At 65.5% G+C, this 21,496-nt stretch carries 30 protein-coding genes and 1 pseudogene; 27 read left to right on the top strand and 4 right to left on the bottom strand.

Going from position 1 to position 21,496, the window contains the following annotated elements:
* Window positions 1-93: 93 nt before the first annotated feature.
* The 3 genes from AC1RR5_RS17575 to AC1RR5_RS17565 all read right to left on the bottom strand — a co-directional run bounded on the left by AC1RR5_RS17575 (window position 94) and on the right by AC1RR5_RS17565 (window position 3,497).
* Entirely contained in the window at window positions 94-1,458 is a 1,365-nt protein-coding gene (locus tag AC1RR5_RS17575) for a serine hydrolase (RefSeq protein WP_492923379.1), read from the bottom strand.
* A gap of 75 nt (window positions 1,459-1,533) precedes the next feature.
* Window positions 1,534-1,839 (bottom strand): UBP-type zinc finger domain-containing protein, encoded by a 306-nt coding sequence (locus AC1RR5_RS17570; RefSeq protein ID WP_492923377.1) that lies wholly within the window; start codon window positions 1,837-1,839, stop codon window positions 1,534-1,536.
* A 14-nt stretch (window positions 1,840-1,853) separates the two neighbouring features.
* On the bottom strand, window positions 1,854-3,497 hold the full coding sequence (locus tag AC1RR5_RS17565; protein WP_492923375.1) for an FAD-dependent oxidoreductase: 1,644 nt from the start codon (window positions 3,495-3,497) through the stop codon (window positions 1,854-1,856).
* Between the two features lie 120 nt (window positions 3,498-3,617).
* Here AC1RR5_RS17565 and fdhD point away from each other — a divergent pair, with 120 nt between their 5' ends.
* The 4 genes from fdhD to AC1RR5_RS17545 all read left to right on the top strand — a co-directional run bounded on the left by fdhD (window position 3,618) and on the right by AC1RR5_RS17545 (window position 8,903).
* Complete coding sequence (fdhD, locus tag AC1RR5_RS17560; RefSeq protein WP_492923373.1) at window positions 3,618-4,433, top strand: formate dehydrogenase accessory sulfurtransferase FdhD; 816 nt, start codon at window positions 3,618-3,620, stop codon at window positions 4,431-4,433.
* Window positions 4,433-6,739 (top strand): FdhF/YdeP family oxidoreductase, encoded by a 2,307-nt coding sequence (locus tag AC1RR5_RS17555; protein WP_492923371.1) that lies wholly within the window; start codon window positions 4,433-4,435, stop codon window positions 6,737-6,739. Before fdhD ends, AC1RR5_RS17555 begins: the two co-directional genes overlap by 1 nt.
* Before the next feature lie 61 nt (window positions 6,740-6,800).
* On the top strand, window positions 6,801-7,952 hold the full coding sequence (locus AC1RR5_RS17550) for a GNAT family N-acetyltransferase (RefSeq protein WP_492923369.1): 1,152 nt from the start codon (window positions 6,801-6,803) through the stop codon (window positions 7,950-7,952).
* A gap of 111 nt (window positions 7,953-8,063) precedes the next feature.
* Window positions 8,064-8,903 (top strand): GIN domain-containing protein, encoded by an 840-nt coding sequence (locus AC1RR5_RS17545; RefSeq protein ID WP_492923367.1) that lies wholly within the window; start codon window positions 8,064-8,066, stop codon window positions 8,901-8,903.
* A gap of 83 nt (window positions 8,904-8,986) precedes the next feature.
* On the opposite strand, the gene AC1RR5_RS17540 is transcribed toward AC1RR5_RS17545, so the two are convergent.
* A complete protein-coding gene (locus tag AC1RR5_RS17540) occupies window positions 8,987-9,745 on the bottom strand; it encodes an outer membrane protein (RefSeq protein WP_492923365.1) in 759 nt (252 codons plus the stop codon).
* A 402-nt stretch (window positions 9,746-10,147) separates the two neighbouring features.
* On the opposite strand from AC1RR5_RS17540, the pseudogene AC1RR5_RS17535 reads away from it, so the two are divergent.
* The 23 genes and pseudogenes from AC1RR5_RS17535 (at window position 10,148) to secY (ending at window position 21,473) form a co-directional block, all read left to right on the top strand.
* Window positions 10,148-10,337, top strand: a pseudogene (locus AC1RR5_RS17535) (hypothetical protein).
* A 13-nt stretch (window positions 10,338-10,350) separates the two neighbouring features.
* The gene (gene rpsJ, locus AC1RR5_RS17530) at window positions 10,351-10,659 is read left to right on the top strand and encodes a 30S ribosomal protein S10 (RefSeq protein ID WP_004616952.1); all 309 of its coding nucleotides are present in this window, start codon (window positions 10,351-10,353) and stop codon (window positions 10,657-10,659) included.
* A 13-nt stretch (window positions 10,660-10,672) separates the two neighbouring features.
* A complete protein-coding gene (gene rplC, locus AC1RR5_RS17525) occupies window positions 10,673-11,440 on the top strand; it encodes a 50S ribosomal protein L3 (protein WP_492923363.1) in 768 nt (255 codons plus the stop codon).
* Window positions 11,440-12,078, top strand: a complete 639-nt coding sequence (gene rplD / locus AC1RR5_RS17520) for a 50S ribosomal protein L4 (protein WP_354073215.1) — start codon at window positions 11,440-11,442, stop codon at window positions 12,076-12,078. Before rplC ends, rplD begins: the two co-directional genes overlap by 1 nt.
* On the top strand, window positions 12,078-12,374 hold the full coding sequence (locus AC1RR5_RS17515; protein ID WP_004616934.1) for a 50S ribosomal protein L23: 297 nt from the start codon (window positions 12,078-12,080) through the stop codon (window positions 12,372-12,374). The genes rplD and AC1RR5_RS17515 overlap by 1 nt, the downstream gene beginning before the upstream one ends.
* A gap of 4 nt (window positions 12,375-12,378) precedes the next feature.
* On the top strand, window positions 12,379-13,218 hold the full coding sequence (rplB, locus tag AC1RR5_RS17510) for a 50S ribosomal protein L2 (protein ID WP_492923361.1): 840 nt from the start codon (window positions 12,379-12,381) through the stop codon (window positions 13,216-13,218).
* Window positions 13,219-13,221: 3 nt separating this feature from the next.
* Window positions 13,222-13,500, top strand: coding sequence for a 30S ribosomal protein S19 (gene rpsS, locus AC1RR5_RS17505; protein ID WP_252634387.1), 279 nt, complete (start codon window positions 13,222-13,224; stop codon window positions 13,498-13,500).
* Window positions 13,501-13,502: 2 nt separating this feature from the next.
* Window positions 13,503-13,883 carry a 50S ribosomal protein L22 gene (gene rplV / locus AC1RR5_RS17500; protein WP_010919132.1) on the top strand — a complete coding sequence of 127 codons (381 nt, stop codon included), beginning with the start codon at window positions 13,503-13,505 and terminating at the stop codon, window positions 13,881-13,883.
* Complete coding sequence (rpsC, locus tag AC1RR5_RS17495; protein WP_223394543.1) at window positions 13,883-14,635, top strand: 30S ribosomal protein S3; 753 nt, start codon at window positions 13,883-13,885, stop codon at window positions 14,633-14,635. The genes rplV and rpsC overlap by 1 nt, the downstream gene beginning before the upstream one ends.
* 13 nt (window positions 14,636-14,648) lie before the next feature.
* On the top strand, window positions 14,649-15,080 hold the full coding sequence (gene rplP, locus AC1RR5_RS17490; RefSeq protein WP_492081010.1) for a 50S ribosomal protein L16: 432 nt from the start codon (window positions 14,649-14,651) through the stop codon (window positions 15,078-15,080).
* A gap of 2 nt (window positions 15,081-15,082) precedes the next feature.
* Window positions 15,083-15,274, top strand: a complete 192-nt coding sequence (gene rpmC / locus AC1RR5_RS17485) for a 50S ribosomal protein L29 (RefSeq protein ID WP_047413099.1) — start codon at window positions 15,083-15,085, stop codon at window positions 15,272-15,274.
* Between the two features lie 10 nt (window positions 15,275-15,284).
* Window positions 15,285-15,524: a 30S ribosomal protein S17 gene (rpsQ, locus tag AC1RR5_RS17480; protein WP_354073205.1), complete on the top strand. Its 240-nt coding sequence runs from the start codon at window positions 15,285-15,287 to the stop codon at window positions 15,522-15,524.
* Between the two features lie 17 nt (window positions 15,525-15,541).
* The gene (gene rplN, locus AC1RR5_RS17475; protein WP_125159663.1) at window positions 15,542-15,910 is read left to right on the top strand and encodes a 50S ribosomal protein L14; all 369 of its coding nucleotides are present in this window, start codon (window positions 15,542-15,544) and stop codon (window positions 15,908-15,910) included.
* The gene (gene rplX, locus AC1RR5_RS17470) at window positions 15,910-16,224 is read left to right on the top strand and encodes a 50S ribosomal protein L24 (RefSeq protein ID WP_454715306.1); all 315 of its coding nucleotides are present in this window, start codon (window positions 15,910-15,912) and stop codon (window positions 16,222-16,224) included. Before rplN ends, rplX begins: the two co-directional genes overlap by 1 nt.
* On the top strand, window positions 16,217-16,774 hold the full coding sequence (gene rplE, locus AC1RR5_RS17465; protein ID WP_492923358.1) for a 50S ribosomal protein L5: 558 nt from the start codon (window positions 16,217-16,219) through the stop codon (window positions 16,772-16,774). The genes rplX and rplE overlap by 8 nt, the downstream gene beginning before the upstream one ends.
* Window positions 16,775-16,795: 21 nt before the next feature.
* A complete protein-coding gene (gene rpsN / locus AC1RR5_RS17460) occupies window positions 16,796-17,101 on the top strand; it encodes a 30S ribosomal protein S14 (protein WP_454715308.1) in 306 nt (101 codons plus the stop codon).
* Between the two features lie 10 nt (window positions 17,102-17,111).
* Window positions 17,112-17,510, top strand: coding sequence for a 30S ribosomal protein S8 (rpsH, locus tag AC1RR5_RS17455; RefSeq protein ID WP_099579526.1), 399 nt, complete (start codon window positions 17,112-17,114; stop codon window positions 17,508-17,510).
* An 18-nt stretch (window positions 17,511-17,528) separates the two neighbouring features.
* Window positions 17,529-18,062, top strand: a complete 534-nt coding sequence (rplF, locus tag AC1RR5_RS17450; protein WP_492923356.1) for a 50S ribosomal protein L6 — start codon at window positions 17,529-17,531, stop codon at window positions 18,060-18,062.
* A gap of 3 nt (window positions 18,063-18,065) precedes the next feature.
* Window positions 18,066-18,416 (top strand): 50S ribosomal protein L18, encoded by a 351-nt coding sequence (gene rplR / locus AC1RR5_RS17445; protein WP_492923354.1) that lies wholly within the window; start codon window positions 18,066-18,068, stop codon window positions 18,414-18,416.
* A gap of 10 nt (window positions 18,417-18,426) precedes the next feature.
* A complete protein-coding gene (gene rpsE, locus AC1RR5_RS17440) occupies window positions 18,427-19,032 on the top strand; it encodes a 30S ribosomal protein S5 (protein ID WP_096051657.1) in 606 nt (201 codons plus the stop codon).
* A 3-nt stretch (window positions 19,033-19,035) separates the two neighbouring features.
* Window positions 19,036-19,221: a 50S ribosomal protein L30 gene (gene rpmD / locus AC1RR5_RS17435; RefSeq protein WP_099579521.1), complete on the top strand. Its 186-nt coding sequence runs from the start codon at window positions 19,036-19,038 to the stop codon at window positions 19,219-19,221.
* Window positions 19,222-19,408: 187 nt separating this feature from the next.
* Entirely contained in the window at window positions 19,409-19,897 is a 489-nt protein-coding gene (gene rplO, locus AC1RR5_RS17430) for a 50S ribosomal protein L15 (protein WP_492923352.1), read from the top strand.
* A 220-nt stretch (window positions 19,898-20,117) separates the two neighbouring features.
* On the top strand, window positions 20,118-21,473 hold the full coding sequence (secY, locus tag AC1RR5_RS17425; protein ID WP_492923350.1) for a preprotein translocase subunit SecY: 1,356 nt from the start codon (window positions 20,118-20,120) through the stop codon (window positions 21,471-21,473).
* Window positions 21,474-21,496 lie beyond the last annotated feature (23 nt).

Raw genomic sequence — 21,496 nt, 5'->3', positions numbered from 1 at the left:
GGCCAAGATCGTCGAGTAATCGACCTTCTTCAGCACACGCTGAACTGAACTAAGCGAAGGCCCCGGAGAGCAATCTCCGGGGCCTTTTGCTGTCTAGGGCTTGTCCGCGATCCGAGGCGCTTCCCGATCCCGCTCGCGCTGTGTGAGGACGACGCCGGTGGCCGCGGCATCCCCCATCTGCTTGAAGACCAGCTTGGCGTCTGGGCCCGGCGCGTAGAAGGCGTTCGGGCCGGTGGCGATGATCGGAACCGGCGGCTGGCCGGTGGCCTGGGTGACTAGGTGGTCGCCTTCGCGAAACACCCTCAGGATCATCATCGGGGTCAGCTGATAGGATCCGACATAACGATCCAGAACGGCGGCCGGCACGGCGATGGCCTTAGGCGGCTGCCAGGTCCCGAGGCATAGGCCCGCCAGAGTGCCGGCGATGGTGTCGGACGGTGCGGCCATGAAGTTGCTGAGCACCACCGTGACCAACCCGTCCTTTGGGTAAAGATTGATGGCCGTCGAGAAGCCGTTGACGCTGCCGCCGTGCATGATCCGCTCGTGGCCGGACTGTTCGCCGATGGCCCAGCCGAAGCCGTAGTGGTTGCCGTAGTCGGTCCACATCGCCTTGCGCGAGGCGTCGGTCAGGATCTTGCCGGTCGCCAGGGCGCGATCCCAGATCAGCAGATCATCGACGGTGGAATAGAGCGAGCCGGCGGCATACGGCACGCTCATGTCCAGATAGTCGGCGTTCTGCCAGCCGTCCTTGCCGGGCTGATAGCCCGAGGCGCGTTTGGGCAGGATCTGGCTGGCGACGTCGTAGCCAGTGTTCTTCATGCCCAGGGGCTTAAAGATGTTATGCGCGACATAGTCGGCATAGGGCTGACCCGACACCTTCTCGATGACGTAGCCCAGGAGAATGTAGCCGGTGTTGTCGTAGGCGAACTTGCTGCCCGGCTCGAACTCCAGCGGCTTGTCGCGCGTGAGCCGGATGATCGCCTCAGGCGTCTGCCGTAGCTTGGCGTCGTTGACGAAGTAGCCCGGAATGGCGGTGTAGCTGGGGATCCCCGAGGTGTGGGTCAGCAGATGCTTGATCGTGACCTTCGACCAGGCCGCCGGGGCTTCGGCGTAAAACTTCGAGATCGGATCCTCGACGCTCAGCTGACCAGCGTCGACGAGTTGCAGGATCGCCGTGGCGGTGAACTGCTTGGTGATCGAGCCCAGCCGGAACTTGGTGTCGGGCGTGTTGGGGATGTCCCACTCGCGATTGGCCGCGCCGAAGCCTTCGCGGAGCATCGGAACGCCGTCCCTGGCCACCAACACCGCGCCGCTGAAGCGGCCGTCCTTGACCCGTTCGTCGATCAGGGCCTTGGCCTGCTTGGCGAAGTCGGGCGTGGCGCAGGCTGGACCGGCCGCGATCGCCGGGGACGTCAGCAGCAAGCTCGCCGCGCCGGCCAGCAGGATCTTCAGCTTCATGGAGACGTCCCTTTATTCTTCAGGGAACGACGATCGCCGGAAGGACCAAGCTTAGCAACTCAATTCAAGGGTGCGTCAGCCGTTGACGAACCTCGGGATCGGCCCGACCTGCTCGGTCTGGTCCGGCAGCTCGACGAACTCCTCGTCGACGAAGCACCAGCCCCAGCCTTCGGGCGGATCATAGCCTTCGATGATCGGGTGCTTGGTCGCGTGGAAGTGCTTGGTGGCGTGTTTGCTGGGGCTGTCGTCGCAGCAGCCGACATGGCCGCAGGTCCGGCACAGGCGCAGGTGCACCCACCAGCCGCCGGCCTTCAGGCATTCCTCGCAGCCCTTGGCGCTGGGCGTGACCACGCGGATGGAGTCGCCGTGCATGCAGGTCATCGTCGGACTCCTTTTTACGCGTCGGCCAGATAGGCGTGGATGGCGGCGACGGCCTGGGCGCCTTCGCCGATGGCGGCGCCGACGCGCTTGATCGAGCCGGCCCGGACGTCGCCGATCGCGAACACGCCCTTGCGGCTGGTCTGCAGCAGCGGATGGCCGGGCGAGAGGTCGGCGCCGGTGCGGACGAAGCCGTGATTGTCCAGCTCGACATGGCAGTGCGTCAGCCAGGACGTGTTGGGCTGGGCGCCGATGAACAGGAAGAGGTGGCTGATGTCCTGGACGGTCTCGACGCCGCCCGCGCCGCGCCAGCGGATGGCCGACAGCTTGCCCTCTTCGCCTTCCAGGTCGACGACCGCGCTTTTGACGACGACCTCGATGTTGGGCGTGCTCTCGATGCGGTCGATCAGGTAGCGCGACATGGTCGCCGCCAGGCTTTCGCCGCGCACGATCATCCAGACCTTCTTGACCTGGCTGGCCAGGTAGACGGCCGCCTGGCCCGCCGAGTTGCCGGCGCCCACCAGGGCGACCTCCTGGCCGGCGCACAGCTTGGCCTCCAGCGGCGAGGCCCAGTAGTGGACGCAGGCGCCTTCGAAGCGGTCGAGGTTCTCGACCTCGAGCCGGCGATAGCGGGCGCCGCTGGCGATGACGATGGAGCGAGCCTGGGCGGTCTCGCCGCTGGCGAGGCTGAGGCGATACCGATGCTTGCCGTCGTCTTCGCAGACCAGCGAGGCGACCTCGTCGGGGATGGCCAGCTCGGCTCCGAACTTCTGGGCCTGGCCATAGGCGCGGCCCATCAGGGCCATGCCGGTGATCCCCGTGGGGAAGCCCAGATAGTTCTCGATCCGCGCCGAGGCCCCGGCCTGGCCGCCGAAGGCGCGGGTGTCCAGCACCAGCACCGACAGGCCTTCGGACGCGGCATAGACGGCGGTGGACAGGCCGGCCGGGCCCGCGCCGACCACGGCGACGTCGTAGAGCTTGTCGGCGTCGATCGGCCCGACCAGGCCGATGCAGCGGCCCAGCTGATGATTGGTCGGCTGGCGCAGGATCTCGCCGTTCGGGCACAGCACGATCGGCAGTTCGCTCTCGTCGACCTGGAAGCGCTGGATCAGCACCTTGGCGCAGTCCATCTGGTCGGGATCGAGGTTCTGGTAGGGGTGGCCGTTGCGGGCCAGGAAGCCCGACAGGCGGATGACCTGGCCGTCGCTCTCGCGGCCGATGATGATGGGGCCACCGGCGCCGGTCTCGATCAGGCTGACCCGGCGCAGGATCAGGGCGCGCATGATCCGCTCGCCCAGCTCGGCCTCGGCGACCAGCACGGCGCGCAGGCGTTCGGGGGCGATCAGCAGGGCCTCGACGCCGGTGATGGCGGTGACGTCGACAAGCGAGGGGCGGCCCGACAGCTGGGCGATCTCGCCCACGAACTGGCCGGCGGCGTGCTCGACGATCGGCTGGCTTTCGTCATGGGCGTCGCGGCGGCTGATGGCCACGCGGCCGGCCAGGATCACGAACAGGCCGGGCGAGGCGACGCCGGCCGTGGCCAGGGCCGCGCCGCTCTCGGCGTGGATCACCTGGCCGAACCGACGCAAGCGGTCGATCTCGGCCGGTTCCAGCCGGGGGAACATCTGGGCGCGTCGGGTGTCGAAGGTGGTGCCTGCCATGGGCGTATGTTTGCTCCAGGATCGGCGTTCGGTCACGCCTCGAACGATGAAGCTTTTGAACAAACCCGTCGCGACGTCATCGGCTGTACCGCTCGGCGCCCACGGAGTAGGCTTCGCGCCATGTCGCGTTCCTCCGCCACCCGTCGTCCGGCAGTGCAATGGCGCGCCGGCGCGCCCGTCCAGGCCCTCGAGCGGCCGCTGCCGCAAGAGACCGCCGTCGGCCTGTCGTTCGATGGTCGTCCGCACACGGTGCTGATGGCCACGCCCGAGCATCTGGAGGAACTGGCCCTGGGCTTCGTGGTCACCGAGGCCATCGCCAGGGCGGCCGACGTGCTGGAGATCACGACCAAGGAAGAAGAGCAGGGGATCCTGGTCGATGTCCGCCTGGCGCCCGGCGCGCTGATCAAGAAGGCCCGGCCGCGCAACCTGGAAGGCCGCTCCAGCTGCGGTCTGTGCGGCGTGCAGCGCCTGGCCGACGCCGTGCGGCCGCTGCCGGTGCTGGGGCAGGGCGTCGCCATCCGGCACGAATTGATCCCGCGCGCCCTGGCGGCGCTGGAAGAGCAGCAGGCCCTGGGCCGCCTGACCCGCGCCACCCATGCCGCCGCCTTCTTCGACGTCGACGGCGCGCTTTTCCTGGTCCGCGAGGATGTCGGCCGTCACAACGCGCTGGACAAGCTGGCCGGGGCCATGGCTCGCGCCGGGACCGATGCGGCGGCGGGCTTTGTGGTCGTCACCAGCCGCTGCTCGTTCGAGATGGTCGAGAAGGTCGCGCGGATCGGCTGCCCGATCCTGGTCGCGGTCTCGGCCCCGACCGAGCTGGCCATCGTGAAGGCGCAGGAAGCGAACCTGACCCTGGTGGCCCTGGCCCGAGCCGACGGCCATGCGGTGTTCGCCGGCGGTGAGCGTCTTATTGAGTCCGCGTTGGAGCCGGCCTGATGTCCGATAAGAAGGTCGAGGGCGTCCGCCCGTACCATATGCCGGCCGGCGGCTGGGGCGCGCTGAAGGCGGTGGCCGGGGCGCTTGCCGATCAGGAGACGATCGTCGAGGGCGGCAAGACCCTGATGCGAGCCAACCAGCCCGAGGGCTTCGACTGCCCCGGCTGCGCCTGGCCCGATCCCAAGCACACCAGTTCGTTCGAGTTTTGCGAGAACGGCGCCAAGGCCGTGGCCTGGGAGGCGACGTCCAAGCGCGCGACGCCAGAGGTCTTCGCCCAGCACACGGTCACCGAGCTGCTGACCTGGACCGACCACGCGATCGAGGACCTGGGCCGACTGACCGAGCCGATGGCCTATGACCCGGCCGACGACCGCTACAAGCCGATCACCTGGGAGGCAGCCTTCGCCCGCACGGCGCAGGGCCTCAAGGCGCTAGGCGATCCGAACGAGGCCGAGTTCTATGCCTCGGGCCGCGCCAGCAACGAGGCGGCGTTCCTCTACCAGCTGATGGCGCGGCGGTTCGGGACCAACAATTTCCCCGACTGCTCGAACATGTGCCACGAGCCGACCAGCGTGGGCCTGCCGGACTCGATCGGCCTGGGCAAGGGTTCGGTGACCCTGGAGGACTTCGACCACGCCGACCTGATCCTGTGCTTTGGCCACAATCCCGGAACCAACCATCCGCGGATGATGACCACCCTGCGCGACGCCAGCCGGCGCGGCGCGACGATCCTGGCCTTCAACCCGCTGAAGGAACGGTCGCTGGAGAAGTTCGCCTCGCCCCAGGACCCGGTCGAGATGGCGACGCTCGGCTCCACCCCGATCGCCTCGGCCTATTTCCAGCTGAAGATCGGCGGCGACGCCTTGCTGATGCAGGGGATGATGAAGGCGCTGCTGGCCATGGAGGCCCGCGACGGTGGCGTCCTGGATCATGACTTTATACTGGATCACACGGCCGGCTACGAAGCGCTGGTCGCTTCGGTCGAGGCCCAGGACTGGGCGACGATCGAGGCCGGCAGCGGCTTGCCGCGCGCTCGGATCGAAGAGGCGGCGGCGATCTACGCCAAGGCCAAGGCGACGATCCTCTGCTACGGCATGGGCCTGACCCAGCACCGCGACAGCTCGGGCACGGTGCAGCAGCTGGTCAATCTGCTGCTGCTGAAGGGCAATATCGGGCGGCCGGGGGCGGGGATCTGTCCGCTGCGCGGCCACTCCAACGTCCAGGGCAATCGTACGGTCGGCATCTGGGAAAAGCCGTCGGCGGCGATGCTGGACTCCCTGAAAGACGTCTTCGGCTTCGAGCCGCCGCGCGAGCACGGCCACACGGTCGTCGAGTCGATCGAGGCCATTGAGCGGGGCGAGAGCAAGGTCTTCATCGGCCTGGGCGGCAACTTCGCCGTCGCCGCGCCCGACCCGGTGCGGACCTTCGCGGCCATGCGCAAGCTGGACCTGGCCGTCCACGTCGCCACCAAGCCCAATCGCACCCACCTCTTGATCGGCAAGGAAGCGATCCTGCTGCCGTGCCTGGGCCGCACCGAGCTGGATGTCCGGGCCGGGGTGCGCCAGTCGGTGACGGTCGAGGACTCGATGTCGATGGTCCACGCCTCGCGCGGGCTCAACCCGCCGGCCTCCGAGCACCTGATGTCCGAGCCGGCCATTGTCTGCGGGATCGCGACGGCGACGTTCGGCGAAGATCCGCTGGTCGACTGGCCGGGCCTGGCCGACGACTATGATGCGGTCCGCGACCTGATCGCCCGGGTCTTCCCGGGGGCGTTCGACGACTACAATGACAAGGTTCGCATCCCTGGCGGCTTCCGCTTGCCGGTCGGGCCGTCGAACCGGGTGTGGAAGACGGCGACGGGCAAGGCCAACTTCATGGTCCACGATCCCAAGGGCGGCGATCCGCGCCGCGACGATCCGGACGTGATGATCCTGACCACCCTGCGCAGCCACGACCAGTACAACACCACGATCTACGGCTATGACGACCGCTATCGCGGGGTGTTCGGCCGGCGCGACGTGATCTTCGCCAATCCCGACGACATGGCGCGGCTGGGCCTGGCGCAAGGCGACCTGGTCGACCTGGGCGCGGCCTTCGACGAGACCGGCGAGCGGATCGTGCGGGCCTTCACCGTCGTGGCGCGCGAGATCCCGCCGGGGTGCCTGGCGGCCTACTATCCCGAGACCAATGTCGTGGTGTCGTTGGACGATCACGACCAGCGCTCGGGCACGCCGGCCTACAAGTCCGCCCCCGTCCGCCTGCGCAAACACCAAGCGCCGTGGGGCGCAGACACACTTCGCAACTAAAGCGATTGTTAGGAGCCTTTAGGCTTAATGCCTCCAACCCGGACGGGAGTGGGGTTGCGTCGTGCGCGAGGATGTCGTCGTCGAGGCCGTAGAGGTCTCGCAGCTGGGAGCGGCCGAGCTTGAGCTCTGGCGCGCCTTTCGCGCTGCCGACTCCGCGTTGGCCAGCCCCTATTTCGATCCTCGTTTCGTCCAGATCGCCGCCGAGATCGCGCCTGGCGGGCATGTCGCCGTCGTCCGCGAGGGCGGGGCGATCCGAGGCTTCCTGCCATTCCAGCAACGCGGCGGGCTGTTGCAGCCGCTGGCCGCGCCGCTCAGCGACTTCCACGGCTTGATCGCCGAGCCCGGTCTCGACATCGCCAACCTGCTGCCGCGCCTAGAGGGCGTGCACCGCGCGCGCTTCACCGGCCTGGTCGGGGCGGGGCAGGCGGACCTGTCAGGCCTGTCGACGCGCCGCGCCATGGTCGCCGATCTTTCGCGGGGCTTTGACGCCTATCTGGCCGGCCGCGACGCGCGGTTCCTGAAGGACAAGCGCCGGCGTCGCCGCGCCCTGGAGCGCGACCACGGTCCGCTGTCGTTCTCGTTCGAGCGCCCGACCCAGGAGCAGGTCGACTATGTGATCGACCACAAGCGGGTCCAGATCATCCGCACCCACCAGTATGATGTCTTCGCCTGCGGCTGGACGGTCGACCTGATCCGGCGGCTGGCGCAGGTCGACGCGCCGGACTTCGGTTTGCGGCTGGCGGTGCTGAAGGCCGGCGACAAGCTGGTCGCCGCCGAGCTGGGCCTGACCTCGGGCGCGCGCCATCACCTGTGGTTCCCGATCTATGACCCGGCCTACGCCAAGTACTCGCCGGGCGGGCTGATGACGCTGGACACGATGGAGGCCGCGGCGGCGCGCGGGATCACCCGCGTGGACTTCGGCGTCGACGCCGACGCCTACAAGCACGACTACGCCGACCCAGCCGAGGTGGTCCACGAGGGCCTGATCGAGCGTCGCATGGGTCCGCGCGGCCGTCGCATGCGGATCATCGGCGCCTCGCGCCTGGCGCGCCGCTTCGACCGTATCGTCGCCTGCGAGCCCAGCCTGGTGGGGCAGCTGCGGGGCGGGGCCAGCTTCATGGCCGCCATGAACCGCCGCCACCCCAAGCTGGGCGCTGGGGTCGGGCTAGGGCTCGGCCTGGGCCTTGGCCTGGCCGCCCTGATGGTCGACTAGCAGACCGGCGTTAGATGACTTCGGGGTCATGACCTCGAATTAAGTCGAAGCGGTGACAAACCCTCGCTAGCTTCCCCTCATCGAATTCAACGCATCCGAGGGGAATGACCGATGCGCGCTCTCGCTACCCTGGCCGTACTGGCCGCCGCTGTTTCCACCGCTGGCGTCGCGCAAGCCGCGCCCTCCATCAAGATCAAGGACGCCGTCGCCCGCGTCGTGGTGATCCCCGAGAACCGCACCGACGTGAAGGTCGAGTTCCTGACTACCAATGCCAGCCTGCCGCTGGAAGTCCGCAAGGACGGCGACGAGGTGGTCGTCGACGGCAATCTGCGCATGAACCGGATCAACGGCTGCAACAGCCGTGACGGCAAGGTCTGGGTGCGGGTGCGCGGCGTGGGCGAGGTGTCTTACGAGAACTTCCCGCAGATCGCCGTCCGCGTGCCGATGGACGTCAAGGTCAAGGCCGGCGGCGCGGTGTTCGGCGACATCGGCCGCTCCAACAGCGTCGACCTGGCCAATGCCGGCTGCGGCGACTGGACCGTGGCCAACACCAAGGGCGAGCTGAAGGTCGCTCAAGCCGGCTCTGGCGACGCCAAGACCGGCTCGGCCGCCTCGGCCGACATCAATCTGGCTGGTTCGGGCGACGTGAGCACCCAGGCCATCGCCGGTGACCTCGAGGTCAATATCGCCGGCTCGGGCAACGTCTCGACCGCCAGCATCGCCGGCAAGCTGGAAGGCAACATCGCCGGTTCGGGCAACATCACGGTCGCCGGCGGCCGCAGCCGCTTCGTGGACGTCAACGTGATGGGCTCGGGCGATGTCCGCTTCAACGGCGAAGCCGACTCGGTCGACGTCTCGGTGGCCGGTTCGGGCGACGTGCGCATCGCCAAGGTCAACGGCCCGGTGAAGAAGCACGTGGCCGGCTCGGGCGACGTCATCATCGGCCAATAAGCGGCCTCACCACACTCTATATAATATAGCGAAGGCCCCGGGATCGCTCCCGGGGCCTTCTTCATGCACGGTGTGCGGTGTCCTTAGCGGACGCCGAAGCCGAACAGATCGCCGGCCGTGGCCAGGTCGGCGCCGGCGCGGTCACGATCCTTCAGGCTGCCGCCGAAGGTGTAGCGGAAGCCGAACTTGACGGCGTCCGAGTTCAGCTTGGCCAGGTCCTTCGATTCCGCATGGGTGTACTTGGCGAAGGTCGACCAGCCGGTGTTGGCGAACTTGTATTCGCCGCCGGCATTCACGTCCCACAGGTCGGCATTGATGTTGGTGTCGATGCGCGACCAGCCAGCGCCGGCGTTCAGACGGAAGTTGTCCGACACGAAGTAACGGGCTTCACCGCGGACGGTGTACAGGTCGGCGTCCAGGTCGTTCGATTGGCCGTAGGCGACCAGGCCCGTCAGCGTGACGTTGTTCAGGTACTTCTGGGCTTCGGCGCCGACGGCCCACAGGGTGTCGTTCGACGGACGCGACAGGGCGGTGAAGCCGCCGACGCGGACGGTGTCGCCCAGCTTGGTGGTCAGGTGCACGGCGCCCGAGGCGACGGTTTCGTCCGACAGGTCGTTGTCCGAGATCGAGACGTCGCCGTTGGCGGTCACGGTCCACGCGCCTTGCAGCGGGATGGCGACCGAGCCGTCGATGACGACCGAGGTGCCGTCATTGCCGCCGAAGCGGGTGTTCAGGTCGGTGTAGTTCACGGCGGCGCCGACCGAGCCGAGGTTTTGAGCGAAGGCCGGAGCCGAGACGGCGGCGGCGATCAGGGCGGCGGTAGCGAAGAGCTTGGTATTCATTGGGTCTATCCCCTTACACACAGTGGCTCCTCTGGCTGGCTAGGCGGTCGTTGTTGGGGGGAGGGGCCGCCCAGTCCGCCGGGGAGGAGCGGCATCTATGGAGGTTCGGACTCCGCCTCAAGGCCACCGGCGGCGCTTGTGGGCCGAATAATGCATTTTTGTGACACTTGCGGAGGTGGTCGTTTCGCCTACGCGCGAGCGGGCGCACGTTCTTGCTACTCAGGTCGCTGAAAGCGTTAAAAGCGGACCGGTGTTATGTTTTCGAGGCCCTTGCGCGGGCGGGGCAGGGCGCCTATTCAGAACCCGCCCGACGACTCGAGTCCTTTCGGACGAGACGAACCGGACAGAGCGCTTGACGAAACCGATTCCGGAACGTACAAGCGCGCCTCTGTTGGACCGGCTGTGAGCTCTAGGGCTCAAACGCGGTTCGCGAGACGCCCGGAAATAGCGCCCTACAAGGCGCAATATCTGGTCATCACCCCCGGCAGGCGACTGCCAGGGATATTTGTTTTGCGGACGCTGCGTACGAGCTCCCTTCTGGGGGTTCGAGTTGGTCTTTGAAATGGTTCGAGACGCGGGCGCAGCCCACTAGGAAACCGAGCGATATGGATCGTCAGAACATCCGCATCCGGCTCAAGGCCTTCGATCACCGCGTGTTGGATCATTCCACGCGCGAGATCGTCAATACGGCCAAGCGCACGGGTGCGACGGTGCGGGGCCCCATCCCCCTGCCCACGCTTATCGAAAAATTCACCGTCAACCGTTCGCCGCACGTCGACAAGAAGTCGCGCGAGCAGTTCGAGATCCGTACGCACAAGCGCGTTCTCGACATCGTTGACCCGACTCCGCAGACCGTGGACGCGCTGATGAAGCTCGACCTGTCGGCCGGCGTTGACGTCGAAATCAAGCTGTAAGGAGGGCCGATCCATGACTCTCCCCACCCAACGCACCGGCATCCTCGCCAAGAAGCTGGGCATGACCCGCTTCTTCGACGAAGCTGGTCAGCACGTGCCGGTCACCGTCCTGTCGCTCGACGGTTGCCAAGTCACGGGCCAGCGCACCGTTGAGAAGGATGGCTACACCGCCCTCCAGCTCGGCGCCGGCGCCAAGAAGGCCAAGAACACCTCGAACGCCATGCGCGGTCACTTCGCGAAGGCGGCCGTCGAGCCGAAGCGCGTCGTCGCCGAATTCCGCGTCGAAGAGAACGCCCTGATCGAAGTCGGCGCCGAACTGACGGCCGACCACTTTGTTGCCGGCCAGAAGGTCGACATCCAAGGCGTGACCGTCGGTAAGGGCTTCGCCGGCGCCATGAAGCGCTGGAACTTCGGTGGTCTCCGCGCCACCCACGGTGTCTCGGTCTCGCACCGCTCGCACGGTTCGACCGGTAACCGCCAGGACCCGGGTCGTACGTTCCCGGGCAAGAAGATGGCTGGTCACCTGGGTCAAGAAACCGTCACCACGCTGAACGTCACCGTTTGGAAGGTGGACGTCGAGCGCGGCCTGATCCTGGTCAAGGGCGCCGTCCCGGGCCACGAAGGCAGCTACGTGAAGGTTCGCGACGCCGTGAAGAAGGCCATCCCCGCCGACGCTCCGCGTCCGGGCGCCTTCCGCAAGGCTGGCGAGGCTGCTCCGGCAGCCGCTGAAACCCCCGCTGAGGAAGCCCCCGCGGCGACGACCGAAGAGGGCGAAGGCTAATGAAACTCGACGTCATCAAGCTTGACGGCGCGAAGGCCGGTTCTGTGGATCTCGACGACGCCATCTTCGGCATCGACGAAATCCGCGGCGACATCCTTCAGCGCGTCGTGACCTGGCAGCTGGCCAAGCGCCGCTCGGGCAACCACAAGATTCAAGTTCGTAACGAGGTCTCTCGTACGAGCAAGAAGATGTACAAGCAAAAGGGCACCGGCGGCGCTCGTCACGGCTCGCGCCGTGCGGCTCAGTTCGTCGGCGGCGCCAAGGCCCACGGCCCTGTCGTCCGTAGCCACGCGTTCGACCTGCCGAAGAAGATCCGGGCCCTGGCTCTGCGCCATGCCCTGTCCTCGAAGGCCAAGGCCGGCTCGCTGGTCGTCCTGGACAGCGTCGTTCTGACCGAAGCGAAGACGGCCGCCCTGCGCGCCACCTTCGACAAGATCGGCCTGAAGAACGCCCTGGTCATCGCCGGCCCGGAAGTGGACGCGAACTTCAAGCTCGCCGCCCGCAACATCCCGAACGTGGATGTCCTGCCGAACGCCGGCCTGAACGTCTACGACGTGCTGCGTCGCCAAACCCTCGTCCTGACCAAGGATGCGGTGGAAGCGATCTCGGCTCGTTTCGCTGAGAAGGAAGCCGCCTAATGGCCGCCACCGCTCGCCACTACGACACGATCCTGTCGCCGGTGATCACTGAAAAGACGACCCTGCTCTCGGAGCAGAACAAGGTTGTCTTCAAGGTGGCCAACGACGCGACCAAGGACGAAATCGCCGCCGCTGTCGAAGAGCTGTTCAAAGTCAAAGTCACGAAGGTCAACACCATCGTGACCAAGGGCAAGACCAAGCGCTTCCGTGGCATCGTCGGGCGTCGCAACGACGTCAAAAAAGCGATCGTGACCCTGGCCGACGGCCAGTCGATCGACATCACGACGGGGCTCTAATCAGATGGCCTTGAAGCACTTTAATCCGACCAGCCCCGGCCAACGCGGCCTGGTGCTGATCGACCGCAGCGAACTTCACAAGGGCAAGCCCGAGAAGAAGCTCGTTGAAGGTCTGACGAAGTCGGGCGGTCGCGGCGGCAATGGCCGTATCGCGGTCCGTTTCCGCGGCGGCGGCGCCAAGCGCCTGTACCGTCTGGTCGACTTCAAGCGTCGTAAGCAAGGCACGGCTTCGGTCGTTCGTCTTGAGTACGATCCGAACCGCACCGCCTTCATCGCCCTGATCAAGTATCAGGCCGACGGCGAGCTGGCCTACATCCTGGCCCCGCAACGCCTGAAGGTTGGCGACGAAGTCGTCACCGCCGACAAGGTCGACGTGAAGCCGGGCAACGCCTCGCCGCTGCGCACGCTGCCGATCGGTACGATCATCCACAACATCGAGCTGAAGCCCGCCAAGGGCGGTCAGATCGCCCGTTCGGCTGGCGCCTACGCCCAGCTGGTCGGTCGTGACGCCGGCTACGCCCAGATCCGCCTGAACTCGGGCGAGCTGCGCATGGTCCTCGATACGTGCATGGCCACCGTCGGCGCCGTTTCGAACCCCGACCATATGAACCAGAACCTCGGCAAGGCCGGTCGTTCGCGTCATATGGGTCGTCGCCCGCACGTCCGCGGCGTCGCCATGAACCCGGTCGACCACCCCCACGGTGGTGGTGAAGGCCGTACCTCGGGCGGCCGCCATCCGGTGACCCCGGCTGGTAAGCCGACCAAGGGCGCCAAGACCCGCGTCAACAAGGCGACGGACAAGTTCATCATCCGTTCGCGCCACAAAGCGAAGAAGGGCCGCTAAGCCATGACCCGCTCCGTCTGGAAAGGCCCGTTTGTCGACGGGTACCTCCTGAAGAAGGCCGACGCCGCACTGTCGTCGGGCCGCAAGGACGTCATCAAGACCTGGTCGCGTCGTTCGACCATCATGCCGCAGTTCGTCGGCCTGGTGTTCGGCGTCCACAACGGCCACAAGCACATCCCGGTCTCCGTGTCGGAAGACATGGTCGGCATGAAGTTCGGTGAATTTGCGCCCACGCGCAGCTTCCCGGGCCACGCTGCCGACAAGAAGGCCAAGAGGAAGTAATCATGGCCAAGCAGAAGCAAGAACGCCGCCTGCCGGCCGCCGAAGCGATGTGCAAGGTGCGCACTCTGCGCACCAGCCCGCGCAAGCTGAACCTGGTCGCTCAGTCCATCCGTGGCCTGAACGTCCAACGCGCTCTCAACGAGCTCGAGTTCAGCCACAAGCGCATCGCCCAGGACGTCCGCAAGGCGCTGTACTCGGCGATTTCGAACGCCGAGAACAACCACAACCTCGACATCGACTCGCTGGTCGTCGCCGAGGCCTATGTGGGCAAGAACCTGATCATGAAGCGTTTCTCGCCCCGCGCTCGCGGTCGCGCGACGCGCGTCGAGAAGCCGTTCTCCGAGATCACGATCGTGGTCCGCGAACTGGGTGAGGCCGCCTAATGGGTCAGAAAGTCAATCCGGTCGGGCTGCGGCTCGGCGTAAACCGCACCTGGGACAGCCGTTGGTTCGCCGACGGCGCCCAGTACGGCAAGATGCTGCACCAGGATCTCGCGATCCGCGCCGCCCTGAAGAAGCGCCTGTACCAAGCCGGTGTCTCGCGCATCATCATCGAGCGTCCGCACAAGAAGTGCCGCATCACGATCTATGCCGCTCGTCCGGGCGTCATCATCGGCAAGAAGGGCGCTGACATCGACAAGCTCCGCAAGGACCTGTCGATCAAGACCGAAGGCGAAGTTCACCTGAACATCGTCGAGATCCGCAAGCCGGAAACCGACGCTCAACTGGTGGCCGAGTCGATCGCTCAACAACTCGAGCGTCGTATCGCCTTCCGTCGCGCCATGAAGCGTTCGATCCAGTCGGCCGTGCGTCTCGGCGCCAAGGGCATCCGGATCAACGTCTCGGGTCGCCTGGGCGGCGCTGAAATCGCTCGTATGGAGTGGTATCGCGAAGGTCGCGTGCCGCTGCACACGCTGCGCGCCGACATCGACTTTGGCTTCGCTGAAGCCAAGACCACCTACGGCATCATCGGCGTGAAGACCTGGATCTTCAAGGGCGAGGTGCTGGAGCATGATCCGATGGCGCTCGACAAGCGTCTCGCCACCGAGTCCGGTCCTGCCGGCGAAGGTGGTGGCCGTGAGCGCGGCGACCGTCCCGACCGGGGCGACCGTCGTGACCGTCGCGATCGCGCCTAAGGATTAGATCGCCATGCTGTCTCCGAAAAAGACCAAATTCCGCAAGCAGTTCAAGGGCCGCATCCACGGCACTTCGAAGGGCGGCACCCTGCTGAACTTCGGTTCGTACGGCCTGAAGGCCGTCGAGCCGGAGCGCATCACGGCCCGTCAGATCGAAGCCGCCCGTCGCGCCATTACTCGCCAGATGAAGCGTCAAGGCCGCGTCTGGATCCGTATCTTCCCGGACGTGCCGGTCACCGGCAAGCCGGCTGAAGTCCGGATGGGTAAGGGTAAGGGCGCCGTGGATTACTGGGCCGCTCGCGTGGCTCCGGGCCGCATCATGTTCGAAATCGACGGCGTGCCGGACGATGTCGCGCGTGAAGCTCTCCGCCTGGGCGCCGCCAAGCTGCCGATCCGCACCCGTGTTGTCACCCGCATCGATGCGGGCGTGGCCGTGGAGGCTTGATCATGAAGATTGCTGACATCCGGGGCCTGACCCCCGACCAGCTGGCCGACACCCTGATCAGCCTGAAGAAAGAGCAGTTCAATCTGCGCTTCCAGGCTGCCACGGGCCAGGTCGAGAAGACCCACCGCGTCAACGAGATCCGCAAGGATATCGCGCGGATCAAGACCGTGCTGCGCGCCAAGGCCGCGGCTTAAGGAGAACGATATGCCCAAGCGTATCCTCGAAGGGGTCGTCGTCTCCGACAAGGGCGATAAGACCGTCGTGGTGAAGGTTGAACGTACCATCGTTCACCCGATCCTGAAGAAGATCGTGCGTCAGTCGAAGAAGTACCACGCGCACGACGAATCCAACGCGTACAAGGCCGGCGAAGCAATTCGCATCGTCGAATGCGCTCCGAAGTCCAAGCTGAAGACCTGGGAAGCACTTCCCAAGGCTTCCGCTTAATCTGGAAGGTTTAGACCATGATCCAGATGCAAACTAACCTGGAAGTCGCTGACAATTCTGGCGCTCGCCGGGTCATGTGCATCAAGGTGTTGGGCGGCGCAGGCCGTCGCTACGCCAGCGTGGGCGACGTCATCGTCGTCTCCGTGAAGGAAGCCATCCCGCGTGGCCGCGTAAAGAAGGGTGACGTGCTTCGCGCCGTCGTCGTTCGCGTGAATCAAAATCTGAAGCGCAAGGATGGCTCGGTCATCCGCTTCGATAAGAACGCCGCGGTTATCGTGAACAAAGCTAGCGAGCCGGTCGGCACGCGGATCTTCGGCCCGGTTCCTCGTGAACTGCGCGCCAAGAACCACATGAAGATCATCTCCCTCGCTCCGGAGGTGCTGTAATGGCCGCTAAGATCAAGAAGGGCGACCGCGTCGTCGTTCTGGCCGGCAAGGACAAGGGCAAGCAAGGCGCTGTGACCCAAGTCCTTCCCAAGGACAACCGCGTTGTCGTGGAGGGCGTGAACATGGTTTCGCGTCACACCAAGGCCACGCAAGCCGACCCGCAAGGCGGCATCAAGCAAAAGGAAGCCGCGCTGCACGTCTCGAACGTCGCCATCGTGGACTCCAAGGGCAAGCCCACCCGCGTCGGCTTCAAGATCGAAGGCGACAAGAAGGTGCGCGTCGCCAAGACGACCGGCGAGGTGATCAATGGCTGATCAAGCTTACGAGCCCCGGCTGAAGACCGTTTATCGCGAGCGCATCCGCGCCGCGATGAAGGAGCAGTTCGGCTACACCAACGAGATGCAGATCCCCAAGCTGGACAAGATCGTCCTGAACATGGGTATCGGCGAGGCCGTGGCCGACTCCAAGAAGGCCCAGACCGCTCTGAAGGACCTGCAGGCGATCGCCGGCCAAAAGCCCGTCGCCACCAAGGCCCGCAAGTCGATCGCCGGCTTCAAGCTGCGCGAAGGCATGGTGGTCGGTGGTAAGGTCACCCTGCGCAAGGACCGGATGTACGAGTTCCTGGACCGCCTGGTCACGATCGCGCTGCCGCGCGTGAAGGACTTCCGCGGCCTGAACGGCAAGAGCTTCGACGGCCGTGGCAACTACGCCATGGGCCTGAAGGAGCACCTGGTGTTCCCGGAAATCAACTATGACCAGATCGAACAGATCTGGGGCATGGACATCATCGTCTGCACCACTGCGAATACCGATCAGGAAGCCAAGGCTCTCCTGAAGGAATTCCAGTTCCCGTTCACGAATTAAGAGCGGGCAGGGAAAAGAACCATGGCAAAGAAAAGCGCCGTCAACCGCAACGAGGCCGTCAAGGCCCTCGTCAAGAAGTTCGCCGAGAAGCGCGCGTCGCTGAAGGCGATCGCCAACGACGAAAGCCTGCCGCTCGAGGAGCGTTTCGACGCTCGCCTCAAGCTCGCCAAGCTGCCGCGTAACAGCGCCGCGATCCGCATCCGCAATCGCTGCGAAGTCACGGGCCGTCCGCGCGCCTACTACCGCAAGCTGAAGATGAGCCGGATTGCGCTCCGCGAACTGGGTTCGCAGGGTCAGATCCCCGGCCTCGTCAAGTCGAGCTGGTAAGGACGATCAGATGTCGATGAACGATCCCCTGAGCGACCTGATCGCTCGCATCAAGAACGCCGCCACGCGCAAGCGCAACAAGGTCTCGACGCCGGCTTCCAAGCTGCGCGCCCGCGTCCTCGACGTGCTGGCCGACGAAGGCTACATCCGTGGCTACTCGCTGATCGAGAAGCCCGGTGCGTTCCCCGAATTCGAGATCGAGCTCAAGTACTTCGACGGTGAGCCCGTGATCGCCGAGATTAGCCGCGTGTCCAAGCCTGGCCGTCGCGTCTATTCTTCGATCAAGGACCTGAAGCCGATCAAGAACGGCCTGGGCATCTCGATCCTTTCGACGCCGAAGGGCGTCATGTCGGACACCGCTGCACGCGACGCTAATGTCGGCGGCGAAGTCCTCTGCCGCGTCTACTAGGCGCGGGAGGGAAAGAGCATGTCACGTATCGGTAAGAAAGCCGTCGCAATCCCCTCGGGCGTCACCCTGACGCTCGAAGGTCAGACGGTCACGGTGAAGGGCCCCAAGGGTCAGTTGTCGTGGACCATCGCCGACGAAGTCGAAGTCAAGCAAGAGGGTGCTGAGCTCCTTCTGACTCCGCGCGTCGACACGAAGCGCGCCAAGGGCATGTGGGGCCTGTCCCGCACGCTGGTCGCCAACATGGTGCACGGTGTCACCGCCGGGTTCGAGGAAAGCCTCGAACTGGTCGGCGTTGGTTACCGCGCGGCCCTGAAGGGCACCGCCCTGAGCCTCCAGCTCGGCTTCAGCCACGATGTGGACGTTGAGGCTCCGGCCGGCGTCACCTTCGCTGTGCCGAAGCAGACCGAAATCAAGATCGCCGGCATTGATAAGCAGGTGGTCGGTGAGATTGCCGCGAAGATCCGCCGCATTCGTCCGCCCGAGCCGTACAAAGGCAAGGGTGTGCGTTATGCTGGCGAGAAGGTTCGCCGCAAGGAAGGCAAGAAGAAGTAAGCCATGGCGCTCTCTCCTCGTGAATCCGCGGCAAAGCGTGCGCAACGCACGCGTACCCGTCTCAAGAGCCTCGCTAACGGGCGTCCGCGCCTGTCGGTCTTCCGCTCGTCCAAGAACATCTACGCCCAGATCATCGATGATGAACGCGGCGTGACCCTGGCGTCGGCTTCCACTCTGGAAGCCGAAGGCAAGGGCGCGGACAAGGATGCCGCTGCCGCTGTCGGCAAGCTCGTCGCCGAGCGCGCCATCGAAAAGGGCGTCAAAGACGTCGTCTTCGATCGTGGTGGCTACATCTTCCACGGCCGGGTGAAAGCCCTGGCCGACGCCGCGCGCGAAGCCGGCCTGAACTTCTAAGGGAACAGAAATGGCTCGTGGTGAACAACAGCGCGGTGAAGGCGGTCAACGCCGTGACCGTCGCGACCGCAACGCCCCCGAAGAGCGGGTCGACAGCGACATCGTCGAAAAGCTCGTCCACATCAACCGCGTCGCCGCCACCGTGAAGGGTGGCCGTCGCTTCAGCTTCGCTGCTCTGATGGTCGTTGGCGACCAAAAGGGCCGCGTCGGCTTCGGTCATGGCAAGGCGCGTGAAGTGCCGGAAGCCATCCGCAAGGCGACCGAAGAAGCCAAGAAGACGATGATCCGCGTCCCGCTGCGTGAATCCCGCACCCTGCACCACGACGGCGCTGGCCGTTGGGGCGCCGGCAAGGTGATGATGCGCGCGGCGCCTCCCGGCACCGGCGTCATCGCCGGCGGTCCGATGCGCGCGGTTCTCGAAACCCTGGGCGTCCAGGACGTCGTGGCCAAGTCGACGGGTTCCTCGAACCCGTACAACATGGTTCGCGCCACGTTCGAGGCCCTGAAGGTCCAGTCGTCGCCCCGCCAGATCGCCGCCAAGCGCGGCAAGAAGGTTGGCGACATCCTCGGCCGTCGCGCCGACGGCGCTTCGTCGCCGGAAGCCATCGAGGGCTAAGTCATGGCTGAAGCTAAGCAAGTCACGGTCCGCCAAACGGGCAGCCCGATCCGTCGTGAAAAGGACCAGCGCGCCACGCTCGCCGGTCTGGGTCTCAACAAGCTGGGCCGTACGTCCACGCTGGAAGACACCCCGTCGGTCCGCGGCATGATCCGCAAGGTCGCGCACCTGCTGGAAATCGTCGAGTAGTCCGCTACACGACGACGAAATACGCCACCCCGGTGAAAGCCGGGGTGGTTTTCGTTTGGAATCTCATTTCGTCCCAATCTCACTTCTTGATTGAGTTCTTTGGCGATTTAGGGTTTTAAGCGCGCTCTGATTTTCAAAAGCCGAGTCCAGCCGCTGGCTGGGCGCAGATCTCCAAGGAGAGGCACATATGACTAAGCTGAACGAACTGGCCCCGCAGGAAGGCTCGACCAAGAACCGCATGCGCGTTGGCCGTGGTCCGGGTTCGGGCAAGGGCAAGACCGCCGGTCGCGGTGTGAAGGGCCAGAAGGCGCGCTCGGGCGTCGCCATCGCCGGCTTCGAAGGCGGTCAAATGCCGCTGCACATGCGTATGCCTAAGCGCGGCTTCAACAACCCCTTCCGCCTGGAGTTCGCTGAAGTGAACCTGTGGCGCCTGGAACAAGCCGTCGCTGCTGGCAAGTTCAAGGCCGGCGCCGAGCTGGCTCCTGCTGACCTGGTCGCCGCCGGCGTCATCCGTCGCGAACTGGACGGCGTGAAGCTGCTGGGCAAGGGCGAGATCAAGACCGCCCTGAAGCTGACCGTCTACTCGGCCACCGACGCCGCCATCAAGGCCGTCGAGGCCGCTGGTGGTTCGGTCACCGTGACCAAGAAGGCCAAGGCGGAAACCGCCGAAGCCTAAGACCTATGTCATCCCGGTGAGCGCCTGGCGCTCCGCCGGGACTTTGTTTCGACCGGGATGACAGAATTAGGGGGCTCGCCGTGACAACACGGCGGGCCTCACCTATTTGTGGCGCTCTCCTCGGATCAGCCTGATCCGAGAAACCAAATTTCAGAGCGTGGTCGCCGCCGAACGCGGTATCCACTTCCGGCAATCGCGCTCCTGAGTCGTGGGGATCTGAATGGCCTCGGCCGCCGAACAACTCGCAGCCAACATGAATTTCGCGTCGTTCCAAAAGGCGACCGAACTTCACAAGCGTATCTGGTTCACGATCATCGCTCTGGTCGTCTACCGTCTTGGCACCTACGTCCCGATCCCCGGTATCGACGCGGCCGCTTTCGAGCGCCTGTTCAGCGGTAACGCCGAGGGCATCCTCGGCATGTTCAACACGTTCTCGGGCGGCGCCGTGCAGCGCATGGCCATCTTCTCGCTGAACGTGATGCCCTACATCAGCGCCTCGATCATCGTGCAGCTGATGGGCACGGTTTATCCGCCGTGGGAGAAGCTGAAGAAGGAAGGCGGGGAGGCGGGTCGCAAGACCCTCAACCAGTATACCCGCTACCTGGCCGTGGTTCTGGCCGTCGTGCAGTCGGCCTCGATCGCCATCGGCCTGCAGGCCCAGCCTGGCGTGGTCGCCGGCGGCATCGGCCCGGCCTTCTTCGTGGCCTCGACGGTCGTGGCCCTGACGGGCGGCACCCTGTTCCTGATGTGGCTGGGCGAGCAGATCACCAGCCGCGGCGTCGGCAATGGCGTCAGCTTGATCATCTTCGCCGGCATCGTGGCCCACCTGCCCATGACCCTGGGCCAGCTGTTCGTGCAGGCCCAGACCTCGGGCAACTACACCCCGCTGTTCCTGATCCTGGTCGGCGCCGTCGGCGCCATCCTGGCCATCGTCTTCATGGAGCGCTCGCAGCGCCGCCTGCTGGTCCACTATCCCAAGCGCCAGCAGGGCAATCGCATGATCGGCGGCGAAAGCTCGTTCATGCCGCTGAAGATCAACACCTCGGGCGTCATCCCGCCGATCTTCGCCTCGTCGCTGCTGCTTCTGCCGACGACCGCCATGCAGTTCATGTCGACCGCGACCCTGCCGGAGTACCTGTCTTGGCTGCCCGGCGTGGTCGGCGCGCTGCAGCACGGCCACCCGGCGTTCCTGATCTTCTACGCCCTGCTGATCATCTTCTTCTCGTTCTTCTACACCTCGGTCGTGTTCAACCCCGAGGAGACGGCCGAGAACCTGCGCAAGTACGGCGGCTTCCTGCCGGGCATCCGTCCGGGCAAGCGCACCGCCGAGTACCTGGACTACGTGCTGACCCGCCTGACCGTGATCGGTGCGGCCTACATCACCGCCGTCTGCGTCGCGCCGGAGCTGGTGATGATGGCGATCAAGTCGAACCAGTTCGCCCTGGGCGGCACCTCGATCCTGATCGTCGTGACGGTGACCATGGACACCGTCGCCCAGATCCAGTCGCACCTGCTGGCCCACCAGTACGAGGGCCTGATCAAGAAGTCGAAGCTGCGCGGCGGTCGTAACCGCTAAGCCGGACTTCAATTTAATTGGAA

Source organism: Caulobacter sp. GW821-FHT11E11 (assembly GCF_058808315.1).
The sequence above is the reverse complement of the archived record's forward strand: the minus strand, read 5'-3'. Positions and strand labels throughout refer to the sequence as shown.